This is a genomic window from Pannus brasiliensis CCIBt3594, from assembly GCF_036688125.1.
GTDB lineage: Bacteria > Cyanobacteriota > Cyanobacteriia > Cyanobacteriales > Microcystaceae > Pannus > Pannus brasiliensis.
The window spans coordinates 47,453-63,047 of record NZ_JBAFSM010000010.1 but is presented as its reverse complement, the minus strand read 5'-3'; the positions used below and the strand labels follow the sequence as shown (position 1 = coordinate 63,047).

The 15,595-nt window shown below is 53.7% G+C and carries 11 protein-coding genes and 1 pseudogene; 10 read left to right on the top strand and 2 right to left on the bottom strand.

The window, feature by feature from the left end:
• The first annotated feature begins 57 nt into the window (after positions 1-57).
• The 5 genes and pseudogenes from V0288_RS06735 to V0288_RS06715 all read left to right on the top strand — a co-directional run bounded on the left by V0288_RS06735 (position 58) and on the right by V0288_RS06715 (position 2,944).
• The gene (locus V0288_RS06735) at positions 58-462 is read left to right on the top strand and encodes a response regulator (protein WP_332864285.1); all 405 of its coding nucleotides are present in this window, start codon (positions 58-60) and stop codon (positions 460-462) included.
• 402 nt (positions 463-864) lie between these two features.
• Positions 865-2,013, top strand: a complete 1,149-nt coding sequence (locus tag V0288_RS06730; protein ID WP_332864283.1) for an anhydro-N-acetylmuramic acid kinase — start codon at positions 865-867, stop codon at positions 2,011-2,013.
• A 14-nt stretch (positions 2,014-2,027) separates the two neighbouring features.
• Positions 2,028-2,240, top strand: a pseudogene (locus V0288_RS06725) (anhydro-N-acetylmuramic acid kinase); the annotation flags it as partial.
• A gap of 87 nt (positions 2,241-2,327) precedes the next feature.
• Positions 2,328-2,537, top strand: a complete 210-nt coding sequence (locus V0288_RS06720; protein ID WP_332864282.1) for a hypothetical protein — start codon at positions 2,328-2,330, stop codon at positions 2,535-2,537.
• Complete coding sequence (locus tag V0288_RS06715; protein ID WP_332864281.1) at positions 2,534-2,944, top strand: type II toxin-antitoxin system VapC family toxin; 411 nt, start codon at positions 2,534-2,536, stop codon at positions 2,942-2,944. The genes V0288_RS06720 and V0288_RS06715 overlap by 4 nt, the downstream gene beginning before the upstream one ends.
• Positions 2,945-2,951: 7 nt before the next feature.
• Here the strand turns inward: V0288_RS06715 and V0288_RS06710 are convergent, their stop codons facing one another.
• The gene (locus V0288_RS06710) at positions 2,952-4,808 is read right to left on the bottom strand and encodes a polysaccharide deacetylase family protein (protein ID WP_332864280.1); all 1,857 of its coding nucleotides are present in this window, start codon (positions 4,806-4,808) and stop codon (positions 2,952-2,954) included.
• 653 nt (positions 4,809-5,461) lie between these two features.
• Between V0288_RS06710 and menD the strand changes: the two genes are divergently transcribed.
• The 4 genes from menD (at position 5,462) to V0288_RS06690 (ending at position 11,085) form a co-directional block, all read left to right on the top strand.
• Positions 5,462-7,204, top strand: coding sequence for a 2-succinyl-5-enolpyruvyl-6-hydroxy-3-cyclohexene-1-carboxylic-acid synthase (menD, locus tag V0288_RS06705; RefSeq protein WP_332864279.1), 1,743 nt, complete (start codon positions 5,462-5,464; stop codon positions 7,202-7,204).
• Between the two features lie 42 nt (positions 7,205-7,246).
• Positions 7,247-8,473 (top strand): hypothetical protein, encoded by a 1,227-nt coding sequence (locus tag V0288_RS06700; RefSeq protein ID WP_332864278.1) that lies wholly within the window; start codon positions 7,247-7,249, stop codon positions 8,471-8,473.
• A gap of 264 nt (positions 8,474-8,737) precedes the next feature.
• Positions 8,738-10,363, top strand: a complete 1,626-nt coding sequence (locus V0288_RS06695) for a B12-binding domain-containing radical SAM protein (RefSeq protein WP_332864277.1) — start codon at positions 8,738-8,740, stop codon at positions 10,361-10,363.
• Complete coding sequence (locus V0288_RS06690; RefSeq protein ID WP_332864276.1) at positions 10,360-11,085, top strand: WecB/TagA/CpsF family glycosyltransferase; 726 nt, start codon at positions 10,360-10,362, stop codon at positions 11,083-11,085. The genes V0288_RS06695 and V0288_RS06690 overlap by 4 nt, the downstream gene beginning before the upstream one ends.
• A 13-nt stretch (positions 11,086-11,098) precedes the next feature.
• On the opposite strand, the gene V0288_RS06685 is transcribed toward V0288_RS06690, so the two are convergent.
• Positions 11,099-11,872, bottom strand: coding sequence for a DUF928 domain-containing protein (locus V0288_RS06685; RefSeq protein ID WP_332864275.1), 774 nt, complete (start codon positions 11,870-11,872; stop codon positions 11,099-11,101).
• A gap of 454 nt (positions 11,873-12,326) precedes the next feature.
• On the opposite strand from V0288_RS06685, the gene V0288_RS06680 reads away from it, so the two are divergent.
• Entirely contained in the window at positions 12,327-14,969 is a 2,643-nt protein-coding gene (locus V0288_RS06680) for a putative bifunctional diguanylate cyclase/phosphodiesterase (protein WP_332864274.1), read from the top strand.
• Positions 14,970-15,595 lie beyond the last annotated feature (626 nt).

The window sequence follows — 15,595 nt, the reverse complement described above, 5'->3', positions numbered from 1 at the left end:
ATCGTAAACGATGGGGTGCCTCGATCGTTATAATCCTCTTACCGCTTATCGATCCCTATGACAACCGTTCTGATTGTAGAAGACGACCCGATTAATTTTCGCGTGTTCGCTAAAATTTTGACCAAACGGGGGGGCCTGGAGGTCAAAGGGACGGAAGACGTGGAGGAAGTGCTTCGCGTCGCCCGTACCCGCGAGGCGGACGTGATCCTGATGGATGTTTCCCTCTCCCGGAGCGTCTATCAGGGAAAATCGGTCGATGGTATCAAGATCACCCAAATCCTCAAATCTAGCCCGGAAACCGCCACTCTACCGGTAATTCTCGTGACCGCGCACGCGATGGAAGGCGATCGAGAGAATTTCCTTAAACAAAGCGGGGCGGACGGTTACATCTCCAAACCCGTCGTCGATCATCAGGCCTTCGTCAATCAAGTCCTCGAAGTCGCCGGTAGCGGGACGGTGTAGGCGTTGAGAATCCTGTGGCTAGTATATCAGTATTTACAGGAGTTAGGAGTAGGGAGTAGGGAGTGGGGAGTAGAGGAATAAATTTCTCGAAACCCTCCATTTTTTCCCGAAACTATATCTTCTCTAAATTGATTTCCCACTCCCCCCTCCGGGCGCTTAAACTCCACCCCTACAGCCCCATCCCCCCATCTCCCCACGTCACGAGGAAATCTAATCTAGATAGATCTCTTGCACAATTCGTTCTTATCGGGCTAAAAACTTCAAAAACTAAAATTTTACAAGTTAAATAGGGATTTTTTGCGATTTTTATCTATAAAATTCTTTATTCTGACTTCTAACTCCTGTCTCCTGTCTCCTGTCTCCCTAACCACACGACAATTTTTGAATTCCGCAAGAGGTCTTATGTTAGCGATCGGCCTAATCAGTGGTACGTCTGTAGATGGTATCGATGCCGCTTTTGTCGAGATCGATGGGGATGTGAATCATCCGCGGGTGCAATTACTCGCGGGGGAAACCTATCCCTATCCCGAGGAACTACGGGAGAGAATTCTGGAGATCTGTGCGGGAAAGGCGTTATCGGTGGAAGAATTGGCGGATCTCGACGACGCGATCGCCCTCTCGTTCGCCCGCGCCGCGATGGCAATCCAACAGGGACAACCGCGCGCGGAAATCATCGGTTCCCACGGACAGACGGTATTCCACCGGCCGCCGGACGGGGAAAAGTTGGGCTATAGCGTACAGTTGGGACGCGGGGAATCGATCGCCAGAATTACGGGAATTGAAACCGTCAGTAACTTTCGCGCGGCGGATATCGCCATCGGCGGGCATGGCGCGCCGTTAGTGCCGAAAATCGACGCGTATCTTCTCTCTCACCCGACGAAAACCCGTTGCGTGCAGAATCTCGGCGGTATCGGTAACGTGGCGTATCTCCCTCCCCGTCAAGGTGAGGACTGGGAATCGCGGGTATTCGGTTGGGATACGGGGCCGGGAAACGTGCTGATCGATTTAGCCGTACAGTTGTTAACCGACGGGGAGAGAACATTCGATCGAAACGGGGAATGGGCGGCCACGGGAACCCCCTGTCGGGAATTGGTCGATCGATGGCTGGAAGATCCCTATTTTCACCTATCGCCGCCGAAATCGACGGGTAGAGAGTTATTTAGTCCCGCGTATCTAGAGCGATCGAGGGAAGACGCGCGGGGATACGATTTAAGCGCGGCGGACTGGTTGGCGACCTTAACCGATCTGACCGCCGCCTCGATCGCCCACAGTTACCGAACCTTCTTACCGCGACTCCCGGACGAGGTGTTACTCTGCGGGGGCGGCGCGCGCAACGATTATTTACGTCAACGCCTTTTATCATATTTGGGCAAAAATGTCAAGATATTAACTACCGACGAGGTAGGTTTAAACGGGGATTTTAAAGAGGCGATCGCCTTCGCGGTCTTGGCGTACTGGCGAATTAACGGGTTTTCGGGGAATTTACCCTCGGTCACGGGCGCGCCGGGGCCGGTATTGTTGGGGGAAATTCACGCTTTTCCCGCGGTGTGAGGGGTGTTTTCGGCTATTTACGCCAACGCCTATTATCATACCTAGGTGAAAAAGTCAAGATATTAACGACCGACGAGGTAGGATTAAACGGGGATTTTAAAGAGGCGATCGCCTTCGCGGTCTTGGCGTACTGGCGAATTAACGGGTTTTCGGGGAATTTACCCTCGGTCACGGGCGCGCCGGGGCCGGTATTGTTGGGGGAAATTCACGCTTTTCCCGCGGTGTGAGGGGTGTTTTCGCGAACGCTCACGGTTAGGTATCTTTTAGCGATCGACTATAATTAACCTATTCTTAGTATTCGATCGATACGGGTTATGAAGTTACAAGTTACCGACCGAGGACTGCTAATTCCGAAAGAATTACTCGGCAAAAGCCACGAGGTTGAACTTTCCTTTCAGGGCGATCGAATTATTATTACTCCGACCGGCGATACTCCCTCGATCTGGGATCTAGGAAAAAATCCCGTCGAATGCGATGTTACCGGCGCGGCCAGCGATCCCGATCGCTATCTTTACGGACAATGAACGAGATTTATTTTCTCGATACTAGCTATATTATCGCGTTGGAAATCGTTAACGAAGATAGACATCAATCCGTTCTAGCGAACTGGTTAACGCTATCTCGATCGAGACCTTTTTTAGTCACCACGACCTACATCTTCGATGAAGTGGTCACGTTTTTCAACAGCCGGGGTTTACAGAGAAAAGCGGTGGAAATCGGCGATCGATTACTGAATAGCCCCGATATAGAACTAATCGAGATCGATCGAGATCTGTTCGATCTCGGCTGGCAATATTTCCAGAAATATGACGATAAATCCTACTCTTTTACCGATTGTTTGTCTTTTATCGTCATGGAACAACGAGCGATCGCCGTCGCGCTAACCCTAGACCATCATTTCCTGCAAGCGGGCTTTCAGAAGCGACCGTAACCTTTTCCTAACTACCCACTCCCGCCGGATCGCAGGTATCTTGGAAGATCACGCAGGGAAGGCCGACGTGAGAGAAGGGGACGGGATAGGGAGGGGGCGCCGGAAAAAGGGCGACAACGTGGGGAACCGGCCGCGGGGTGTACGCGACTTGGGATTCTCCTTCGTAGGCTAGGGACGTACTCGCGCCGGAGTCCAGCATCACCGCGTCGCGGAATCCCGCCTCGACGAGAAGTTCCCCCAATCCCACCGAATCAACGGGTTCGCGCGTTACCCCGATCACCGGTTGTCCTGCCTGATTGATGCCCCAGAAAGCGCGGTGACGGTACGCGTCAAAACCGTAGAGATCGCCGAAGGATTCCGTCGGTTGCGGTTGATTGTCCCGGACTAACCACGCGGCCGCCACGAACGCGTCGCTAACGGTCGAACCGTCGATCGCTTCGGCTTTAATTCCTTCTAGAGTATTGTGGAGATCGGGATCGAAGGGAATAAACTTCACCCAGCGATCGGTGATCACCACCAGCGGCCGATTCGTTAATCTAACCGTATCTCCCCGATATCCTGGAATAAATTCGCCGTTCTGACTGAAAACCGGGCCGATCATCGTATTCGAGTCTAAATCCTTGAGGGAGAAAAAGCCCCCGTCTACCGCCGCGATCGCCCCCGTTCCCTCGATAATATCGGGAACCTGTCCGCGTTTGGGCGCGTGAATCGTTTTCGGGATACCGCCACTGATTAAAATCAGCTTATTATTGGGAAATTCGACCTCTCGCTTCACAATCGCGGTGGCGAAGGTGAAACCGCCATCGGTACGGGGTAGGGGTTCGCCTCCCCAGGCTTGTGGAACGATCTCGGCGGTACGGGATTGGCCGAAACGTCCGATCGTGAGTAAATCGGGGGATTGTCCCGCGAAATGTTCATCGGCATCGTTCATGGATATAGCCGCCCGATAACCGGCTTTTTTGACCGCTTCTTTCACCCGATCGTCCGCTTTCCCCTCCGGATAGGTGAAATAGGTAATCGGGATACCGAGTTCCCTTTCTAAAATCTGTTTCGACTCCTCGACTTCCCGTTTTAAATCCTCGTCGGATAGAAGACGTAAATCCCGCGGGTGACTGACACTATGGGAGACGATCGAGACGAGGGGATCGGCGGCCATTTCTTTCAGTTGATCCCAGGTAACGCTCGTTCTGCCCGTCTTTTGAGCCATTTTATTAACATAAATCGAGAAAACGGCGGGATACTCGTACTTTTTCAATAAAGGGTAAACATACTCGTAATGGCCCCCGTACCCATCATCGAACGTCAGTAAAACGGGTTTATCCGGTAGCGGGATTCCCGTCCGCAGGTGAGAGATCAGCCAGTCGAGGCTGATGGGGGTCGCGCCCTGTTCTCGGATCAGTTGAAAATGGGCTTCGAGTTCTTCCGGGGTGACATCGAAGAAAACTTCCTTTTCAGCTACTATATCGTGATACATCATCACGGGAACTCTCGCGACCGTCGCGCGCGGGTGGATTTCCGGCCAGGGAGCGAGTTCGATCGGGGGAATATCGGTATTTTCCAGACTATCGAGACTAATATCCTCTTTTTTCAGCCCCAGGGAGGGAATCACCCGATTCGAGAGATTTTTATACTGTTTACAATCGAAAACTGTAGATATATCTTTAAAAGAACGATCTTCTCGGACGGGATCGGCACATTCTAGAGAAATTTTAGAAAAAGCTCGTGGAAGCTCTAGCTCGTTCCCTTGATTCCCTATCCATAACCCCGAGTTCGCCACGATCAGCAGACAGCCGACGAACAATACCAGGGCGCTCAAAACGGGTAGGGAAAGAAGGGGAGATTTCTGTCGAACGTGCTTACGCATACCAAAAATTCAAAACCTCACAAAAGCTACCAAAGCTGAGTGTCTCCGCGATCCGCTCACTTGTCAAGATCTCGATTCGAGAAAGCGCGAGATGGGGAGGTGAGGGAGTAAAAGGGTAGGTTGGGTCGAGGTGGCGAAACCCACTACGACACCCCTTGGCTGTTGGGTTTCACTTCTTTCCCCGCGAAAACCGCGAGAAGATTTTTCGGTCGATCGACGAAACCTCGGTTGGTTGGGTTTTCTAGCGTCAACCCAACCCACGATACCGGATAAAATTTTTTTCATTATTCTAGAAAAGGTTGGCGATCGATCTCGTTTTTCTTGGCTCTATACCCCTCTATAATCTCTCGATCGCCGTCATCGCTTCTCTCATCTACCGCGCTTATCGGAAAATTTTTCTTCTCACTAAACTTTCTCTTCCTAGCGATCGATGACGATAATTTTTCAGGAAAAAATTCTTACACAAGCTAACGAATTTGATTTTAATTTCTCTCTACGGACACTATCCTTTATGATAGGAACGGGAGTGATTTTAAGGATCTTTTACGGGAAAGACATTTTCGGACTTTTCCCCCGATTCCCGATCGCCCGCTCTCTCCCGCCCCTTCCCCGTTCGTTCTCAGTTTACCGGCTAGAAGGTACCGATCGCCCGAATGACACTCGATTTCCGCAATCTTAACACCCTCTGGGGTTCGATCGTCGCCGAAACCCTCGCCCGATCGGGACTAACCCTCGCCGTTATCTGTCCCGGCTCGCGTTCTACCCCGTTAACCGTCGCTTTCGCCCTAAATCCGAAGATAGAGGCGATTCCGGTTCTCGACGAGCGATCGGCCGCTTTTTTCGCGTTAGGATTGGCGAAACAACTCTGTAAACCTGTCGCGCTCGTCTGTACCTCCGGAACCGCGGCCGCGAATTTCTATCCCGCGGTGATCGAGGCCAAAGAAAGTAGAGTCCCCTTATTAATCCTAACCGCCGATCGCCCCCCGGAAAACCGCCACTGTCACGCGGGACAGACGATCGATCAGATCAAGCTCTACGTTGATTATCCCAACTGGCAGGCCGAAATTAGCTGTCCGAGTCCGAAACCCGATCGACTCCGCTATCTCCGGCAAACTCTCCTCCACGCGTGGGAAAGATCTCGCTATCCCACCCCCGGAGTCGTCCATCTCAATCTCCCCTTCCGCGATCCCCTCGCTCCCACCCCCGATCTCGAAACCGGCGCTCTAGAATCGATCTTGGATGAATCGGATTTTTTCGGACATATTTCCCCCGATCCGGTATCCGAACGAGTAAAACCCACACAGATCCCCGATTTCCCCGAAAAAGGAATCATTATCGCCGGTGTAGCCACGACAGGCGATCCAGAAACCTACTGTAAAGCGATCGCCAAAATCTCCCGATCTCTACAATACCCCGTTCTCGCCGAAGCGCTCTCCCCGGTACGGAATCACGCGTCACTCCTTCCCCATCTCGTCACCACCTACGATTTACTCCTACGTCACCGGGAAATCCGGGAGGAATTAACCCCCGAAGTCGCGATCCAAATCGGGGAACTTCCCACCAGTAAGGAACTGCGATCGTGGTTAGAAGAAAAAGACTTCCCCCGCTGGATTATCGATAGCGATCCCGATAATTTCGACGCTCTCCACGGGAAAACCCGACATCTTCGCGTTACGGTAGAGAATTTCGCCGGATCTTTACCCGATCGATCGGGAAAAAACTCGAAATACTGTCAGTGCTGGCTCGATCGAGATACAACCACCCGAACACGAATCGAGCGGATTTTCGCCAAAACCGACGAATTTATCGAACCCAAAGTCGCCTACTTACTCTCGCGCCATCTTCCCCCGCGAACCCCCGTCTTTATCGCCAATAGTATGCCCGTCCGACACGCCGAATGGTTCTGGACGGCGAACGATCGATCCCTCCTCCCCCACTTCAACCGCGGCGCGAACGGGATCGACGGCACCCTCTCGACAGCCATAGGAATGGCGTATAAAAATCGTCCCGGCGTACTTTTAACGGGCGATCTAGCCCTATTACACGATACGAACGGCTTTTTGCTCAAAAATCACTTTAAAGGCTCCCTAACGATCGTGGTCATCAATAACAACGGGGGCGGCATTTTCGAGATGTTACCGATCGCCAAATTCGAGCATCCTTTCGAGGAATTTTTCGCCACTCCCCAGAATATCGACTTCTCCCGACTGTGCGCCACCTATAACGTGGAATATCACTCGATCGAATCGTGGACGGATCTGAGCGCGCGGCTCGATCCCTTACCGGCCGAGGGAATCCGGCTTTTAGAGGTGAAATGCGATCGAACCGGAAACGCGCGCTGGTTACAGGAAAATTTACCCCTTCTGTCGCGGTCCGATCCCGAAAATGTGATGTAGATTAAATGTAAATAAAAAAAGGTTATTCAACGTATTTTTCAGATGAATCGGAATCGAAGGAATAGATCGGTAGCTTTCACGACAGATTTCTCCCGCTATCGTTTTTTCAGGGGACTGATCCCCTTCGCCATCGCCCTGCTCGTTACCCTTGTCGTCTTTAAACTCAACCTATCGAGCTTATCCAATCCCGATATCGCCACTATCCAAAAACGGGAAACGACGATTCCTGAAGAAAATTTCGACCTAAATCTCGCGGGAAAAACGCTAGAAGACTTAGAACGTCAACGGATCGCCAACGTTCTCAACGTACCGATTCCTAACTATCCCGTACCCCTCGATCGAACCCCGCGCTTTATCCTGCACGATACCGCGTGGAATATGAGCGCCAACAACATTCGCGAGCAACAGTTACACGCGAAGGGGCCGATGGGATTGGGGCCGAATGTCTACGTTCCCCGCGGGCCGAATGCCGCGGTTAAGAATATCATCGATTCTATCGCCCGTCCCTTTTTCGAGCCTCACCGTCCCACCGCCACCCATTACGAACAGGCCGCCGAAATACTCCCCACCGAAACGCGGGATCAACTCGCGCGCGCCGTCTGGCGACAGACTCCCGAAAACATCCGAACAGCCGCTCTCTCCGACGCTTTAAAAGACGTACCCACGAGTTATCGATCACCGAAAGAGTTACAGCGCAGAAGCCGGATGTGGTTTAACGCCAGTTCCGAGGGAAAATTCGAGAGTATCGCCGAAACCATGCCCACCCACTACTTCGACGGCGCGAAAACGGCCGCGTTATGGGCCACGCGAGAGATTTGCCGACAGAGCGCGAATAAAACCTGCGATCGCTTACGTCCCGTTTTCGAGGAAAGGGATAAACGCGTCGCTTCCTCGGTTAATGTCGAGATCGTTCAACTAGAAGGTTCTCACTGCGATACGACGGGAAACCTGAAAGGACTCCCCGGCTACACCGATTATCAATACCGGGAAACCGCGAAACTCTATCTCTACGCCGCTCTCCAAGCGGGACAATTTCCCGAAATTATCAGCCATTACGCGGCCGATAGTTTCCTACTCGATCAGGGCAAATCTCCCCATTGTGACCCCCGCGGCTTCGATTTACAGCGTTTATACGACGAGATCGGCCAGGTAGCGGGCTATCCCGTCGGAAAACTCTACGGCATTACCCCGCGCTACGGAACCGATCCCCGTAACGGTGTTACCATCTGGTGGGAGCGTCGCGTTTTCGGTCGTTCCGCCCCCGTGTAGGAGACGAGACGGATAAGAGATAATAGAAATACCGCTTCCCGTATCGATCGTTACCCCTATACGGGAAACCGATATTTTTCGCGATTGAAGAAGCCAGATTCGGCGGTGAAAAAGAATCAAACCAGAAAAAGCTAAAAATCCGATAAAATCTCGATTTATCTTCTCCAAATTACTTTTCTGTTATATAGCGGGTTTTAATTTCCCGAATCCCTCCTGCCTCCTGCCTCCTGACTCCTGACTCCTGACTCCTGACTCCTCCCTCCCATGACCGTTTTTAGTGACGAAAAACTGCTTTTCACGCCCGCTTCTCCCGATGCCGATGCGATCCCGACGATTTTCGCCTTCCCGAACGAGTATTCTGTCGGGATCACCAGTTTAGGCTATCAGATCGTCTGGGCGACTCTCGCCTCCCGTGGCGATCTTTCTGTCAGCCGTCTTTTTACCGATATACAAGAAAATTTACCGAGAGAACCCGAATTGCTGGGATTTTCCTTCTCTTGGGAATTAGATTACGTCAATATTCTCTCGCTCTTGGAATCTCTCGATATTCCCCGACGGGCGATCGATCGCGAGGACTGTCACCCGCTCGTTTTCGGGGGTGGCCCGGTTTTAACCGCCAATCCGGAACCGTTCGCGGCGTTTTTCGACGTGATTCTCCTCGGGGACGGGGAAAATCTCCTCGATGATTTTATTAACGCCTATCGGGAAGTCAGAGGGGCCGATCGAGAGACAAAACTACACCATCTCGCGCGCGTCCCCGGAATCTACGTTCCGAGCTTGTACGAGGTAACATACCGCGACGGAGAGGGCGAAATCGAATCGATCCTCCCGGTTAGTAGTGATATTCCTCCTTTCGTGCAGAAACAAACCTATCGGGGGAACACTCTCTCCGCGTCCACGGTGGTAACGGAAAAGGCCGCCTGGGAAAATATCTACATGGTGGAGGTGGTGAGAAGTTGCCCGGAAATGTGCCGTTTCTGTCTGGCGAGTTACCTGACGCTACCGTTTCGGACGGCGAGTATCGATTCTCTAATCCCGGCGATCGAAAAAGGGCTGAAAGTGACCGATCGAATCGGTTTACTAGGCGCTTCCGTCACCCAACACCCCGAATTTGAAGCTCTCCTCGATTATCTCGCGCGGCCGGAACACGATCGAATCCGCTTATCGATCGCCTCGGTGCGAACCAACACCGTCACGGAAAAGTTAGCCGGAATCCTCGCGAGTCACGACACGAAATCGATCACCATCGCCGTGGAAAGCGGTTCACCGAGAATACGGGAGATAATTAATAAAAAACTGAGTAACGAGGAGATTATTCGAGCGGCGGTCAACGCTAAAGCCGGAGGGTTAAAAGGGATTAAATTCTACGGGATGGTGGGGATTCCGGGAGAGGAGGACGAGGACATCGAGAAAACGATCGAGATGATGGGACAGGTGAAAAAATCCGCCCCCGGACTGCGATTATCTCTCGGATGCAGTACCTTCGTCCCCAAATCCCATACCCCGTTTCAATGGTTCGGAGTGAATTCGATCGCCAAAAAACGATTACAGTATCTAGAGAAACAACTCGGGAAACAGGGGATCGAGTTCCGTCCGGAAAGTTATAATTGGTCGGTCATTCAAGCGCTCTTATCGAGGGGTGATCGACGCTTGACCCCGCTATTGGAACTCACCCGCGTCTACGGCGATTCGATCGGTTCCTACAAGCGCGCTTTCAAGGAACTTCGCAGAAAAATCCCCCCTCTAGATTACTATGTTCATCAACCGTGGCGACTCGAACAGGTTCTCCCCTGGACTCACCTCCGCGGTCCCCTCCCCCGAGAAACGCTAATTAAACATCTAGAAGACGCGCTCGGAAAAAATTCGTCCCGATCGATCATCGAAATATGATAGAAGCACCTAAAAAATATTCCGTTCTCGGTTTACCCGTCCATCTACTCGATGATTATCCCCGTTGGTTGCTCGATCGCTCTTTTTCGGGGAGCGGTTCCCACGTCGTCACCATCAATGCCGAGATGGCCATGCTGGGAGAGAAAGATCCCGAGGTGGCGCGGATCATCCGAGAAGCGGATCTGGTCATACCCGACGGGGCGGGAATTGTCATCTATCTAAAGATGCGGGGACGGAAACAGAGAAGGTGTCCGGGGATAGAATTGGCGGAATCCTTGATCGTCGAGTTAGGACAACGGGGCGAGGAATGCCCGATCGCCTTTTTCGGGGGAAAACCCGGAATCACCGAACTGGCGGCGGAAATCTGGCGGAAAAGAGTTCCCGAACTGTACGCGCTCACCAATCACGGCTATCTCTCGGAAGCGGAAAGCGAGGAATGGCTACAGGTCTTGAAAGATAAACAACCCCGTTTGATTCTCGTCGGTCTGGGAGTGCCGCGTCAGGAATACTGGATACGAGAGCATCGATCGCTCGTCCCGGACGCGATCTGGATCGGGGTGGGGGGGAGTTTCGATGTTTGGTCGGGAACGAAACAACGCGCCCCCCGTTTTTTCCGGGAGAACCATCTGGAGTGGCTGTACCGTCTCTATCAGGAACCCTGGCGCTGGCGACGGATGCTCGCCCTACCCAAGTTTTTCTGGCGATCGCTCTTTTACTCGTGAGGGAAAACCCGCGTTATCGGGTCTCTTCTACCGGGAGCGATCGGGGGAGTTCCAGGTTATCCTTCACGGAGTCCCCGAATCCGGGAGGAAGGGCGAGAGCGGCGATCGCTTCCCGCCATAGTCGCGATATTTGCTCGTTTTCGGGGTTAGATTGTTTTAATTTCGCCAGTTCACTCAATACTTCCGTCCAGAGATTCTCGCTCTCGTACCATTTGACCCGATCGATAGGGGATAGGGCTTCTACCTGACGGGCGAGGGTCGTTTGTAGGGGAACCCGTTGAATCCATCCTTCCACCACCTCGTCGCGAGCGCGATCGCTCGGATCGCGAACGATCGAGAGATACCACTGATAGGTTCGATCGCTCTCCAGTCCCGCGAAGGTGGCCGACGGGTCGAGCGCGAACTCTAGAATTCCCGCCTCGCCGTTAGAGGTAAAGATTTTCTCGTAGACCAATCGATCGTTCTCGTCGCGAAGCACGAATTCCAGCCGGGCGTTCCGGGGATTGGCGATCGACGGTAGATAGAATAACAGGGTGGGCGAGGCTTTGGTCGTGCGGAGTAAGCCATCGGGAACCAGCGCCATCACCGTCGAACAGAAACGGGAATCGGGTAAACAACCGGTGCGCGAACCTCCCCCGACCCGACGGGTGGGCCAGCCGCGGGCGGTCGTGTCGTTCCGCGTCCGATCGGCTCGAACGCCCTCTATATCGAGAAGGAGGGTACTCCCGATCAGGGAGATCGCGAGCAACCCCCTACCGGTTAGCCGCCAATTTATCCGCTCGAACATGATCGATCGCTCTCCGTTTTCCTGACTACTGTTTTGTTTCGGGTGTGAAAAATCTTCTTCGTCTTAAACTTAAGTTAAAATAGTCGAATTATTGATATTTTCTATTCCTTACAATTGTAACGGTTAGAAAAATTTTTGTCTAGGTATCCGCGCGGGGATTCGATCGTCGATACTCCGTCTAACACCCCGATCGTCCCCCTTTCTCGAACGCCTTCCATCGCCGACGCGATCGGTTATCTTGAATTTAGGGGACGCGGACCGTACGCGGGCCCGATCGGGTCCGAGAGGTACGGTCGTCGGGTGATAGGACGGGGCGCGAACCTTCCCCGCGCGTTATTTCCCCGGAAAAGGCGAGACCCGTACCCGAACGGCTTCGGTTCTCGAATCCCCGTCGGGAAAATTTATCGCGTCGAGAAAAATCCGAATTCAGTAAACACGATACCTGACAATCACCGTGAAAACACGTAAAGCAAAATCCGCTCCCGATCGCGAGAAGGGTTCGCCCGACGGGGGAGCGCGTGCCGGTCATCTCCGGGGGTGGAAGTTTCTTTTCCCGTCCCTCCTCTCGACAGAGATCTCCGCGGGCCGACGAGCGGGGGGATTTCTTTCCGCGGGGGCGATCGCGTTGGTGGTGACGGCGGCCACGATCGGGGTCAGACAGACGGGAGTTTTACAATCTCTGGAATTAGCGACGTTCGATCGGTTGGTCCTCCTGATGGGGGAACGTCCGGCCGATCCCCGACTCCTGATCGTCGGCATTTCCGAGGCGGATTTGCGACAGGTGAAAACGGTTCCCCTACCCGATGGAATTTTGGCGAGCGCGATCGAAAAACTTCAGGAACACCGACCGAAAGTCATCGGATTGGACATCCATCGGGATATGCCCCAATCATCGGGTATACAGAGCCTATACAAACAATTAGCCGCCCCGAACGTGATCGCGATCCGCAAGGGAGGCGATCGGGAGAGCGATCGGGTACTCCCCCCGGAAATCGTCCCGGAAAATCGAGTGGGTTTTAGCGATCTGCTCGTGGATGTCGATAACGCGATCCGACGCTATCTCCTCTACGTCGAACTCTCGGAGCGGGAAAAATATCAATCCTTCGCCCTGCGGGTCGCCTTACAGTATCTCGGAGAGCGCGGTCCTTTACGAGTCACCCCGGACGCGCTGACGATCGGCGACGCGGTTTTCCCGGATCTGCCCCCGGCCGCCGGCGGGTACCGGCTGGACGAGACGGAAGCCCTCGGCTGGCAAACGCTCCTGCGCTATCGCTCGGCCGATCGGGTCGCCGACCGCGTGAGTTTGAGCGATCTGTTAGCGGGCAAAGTCGATCCCGCCCTGATCCGCGATCGGATCGTCCTGATCGGCTATACCGCCCCTAGCGTGAAAGATCTGTTTATCACGCCCTATAGCTCGATCTCCCCTCCCGCGACGGATCGATCGGGAGCGGAAGAAAACCGCACCCATCTGATGCCCGGCGTGATCATCCACGCGCAGATGATCTCCGGGATTCTCGATAGCGTTCTCGCGGGACAGAAACCGATTCGGTTTTTGCCCGAATGGGGGGAATGGCTGTGGATCTTGGGCTGGTCGTTAGTCGGGGGGGTCATCGTCCGTTACCGCGAGCGGCCTCTCTCCTGGGTGTTGGGAATGGCGCTGGCGATCGGCGGCCTCTGGGGAATCTGCGTTCTCGCCTTCTCCGGCGCGCTCTGGTTGCCGGCGATCCCGCCCGCTCTGGGAGCGATCCTGACCGGGGCGATCGTTCTCGGACAGAAAGCCTATTACAGTCTCTATCACGATTCGTTGACGGATTTACCGAACCGCCGCGCGCTCGTCCGCGATCTGGAACGACAACGGGGAAAAAGCTCGCCCGAACGCCCGCGGTCGATCGCCGTCCTCTTCCTGGATATCGATCGCTTCAAGATGTTTAACGAGGGATTGGGACACCGGGGGGGCGATCGGGTTCTCCTGACCATCGCCGGACGACTGCGGGAGATCTGCCACTCCGGGGAGCGGTTGGCCCGGATCGGGGGGGATGAATTCGCCATCTGGTTTTTCTCATCGGAGGGCGATCGCGCCGTCACCCTGGCCCGGGATCTCCAGGAAGCGCTCGCCCGGCCGATCCCCTGGGAAGATCGGGAGGTGTACGCCGGGGCCAGTATCGGGATCGCGATCGGGCCGCTCGATCGGACTTTCCGCGCCGAGGAGATCCTGCGGAATTCCCATATCGCGATGGGAACCGCCAAGGTGAAGGGGGGAGGCCGCCACGAGATCTTTACCCCCCGGAGTAAACGGCAGGCGGAGGCTCGACTACAGCTAGAGACGGAGTTACGCCGCGCGCTCGATCGCCAGGAATTCCAACTGTACTATCAACCGATCGTCTCTTTACGGACGGGGAAACTGGCGGGATTCGAGGCCCTGATCCGCTGGCCGTCCGCGGAACGGGGGTTTATCTCTCCCGGCCAGTTCATCCCGATCGCCGAGGAAACCGGTATCATCGTTCCCCTCGGACAGTGGATCTTAAGATCGGCCTGCCGACAGATGCGGGAATGGCACGAGCTTTATAAGATGAATCCGCCACCGATCGTGAGCGTCAATCTCTCCAGCCGTCAGTTCGGTCAACCGGATCTCGTCCCCCAGATCCAGAAAATCGTACAAGAGGAAGGAATCGATCGGGATAGCTTGAAATTAGAGATTACTGAGAGTATGATGATGAACGATGTCGAGGAGGCGATCGAGTTATTAACCCAACTCAAAGGCCTGGGATTGCGCCTCAGTATCGATGACTTCGGTACGGGGTACTCGAATCTCAGTTACCTACACCGCTTTCCGGTCGATACCTTGAAGGTAGATCAATCTTTCGTGCGTCGTCTGCACGAGGGGGATGATAGCGATCGCTACCTACAGATCGTGCGTACCGTCGTTACCCTGGGGCATAATCTCCATCTGGACGTGATTGCCGAGGGAATCGAGACAGAGGCGCAGATGAATACCCTAAAATCGCTCGATTGCGAGTACGGGCAAGGATACTATTTCTCGAAACCGCTACCGAGCGAAGAAGCCGCGCGCCTCTTGGAGCGAGATCCTCGCTGGTAGTCGATTCTCGCCCTATCCTCCCCGAAAAATCGTGTCAGGGGATACGATCGCCCCCGTACTTGCACGAGAGCGTCCGAGGCAAACCCTCTCGAAAATTTCAGCGTATCCTCCGAAGATGCTCTCGGAATCCTCGCTTACAATTAACCTAGAATTCATTGGAAGAAGCAGTTATCCCTACTTGGAGCCGGTTATGAATCTCGCTAGATCTGTCGCCCTAGTCGCTACTCTCATCCTTTCGTCCGCATCGGTTTCCATTGCCAGCGCGCCGGTTAGCGCGAACCCCGCTTCAAGACAACAACTATCGACGGAGAATAATAATTGGCGGTGTAATATACCATTGCTTTGTTATTAAATCGGCCTGGGAGTGCCGCTAGGTTAGAAACGGGGATATCCTGATCCTTGGAGAGATGTATTCACAAGCACGATCGGAGGTAAGGGAGCGAGGTCACTCTCGATTTTTTAGGAGAGGTGGGCGGTAGTCAGAAAATTCCTTTTGTTGTCAGAGGATCGAGAATTTTCCAGAGGGTGCTATCCATTCTGGAAAGTCCGATTCCGTCTCGAAACAGACAGTTATCAAAAACCGATTCAATCCCCTCGCGACGCGATCGGCAACGTCTCTATCATCC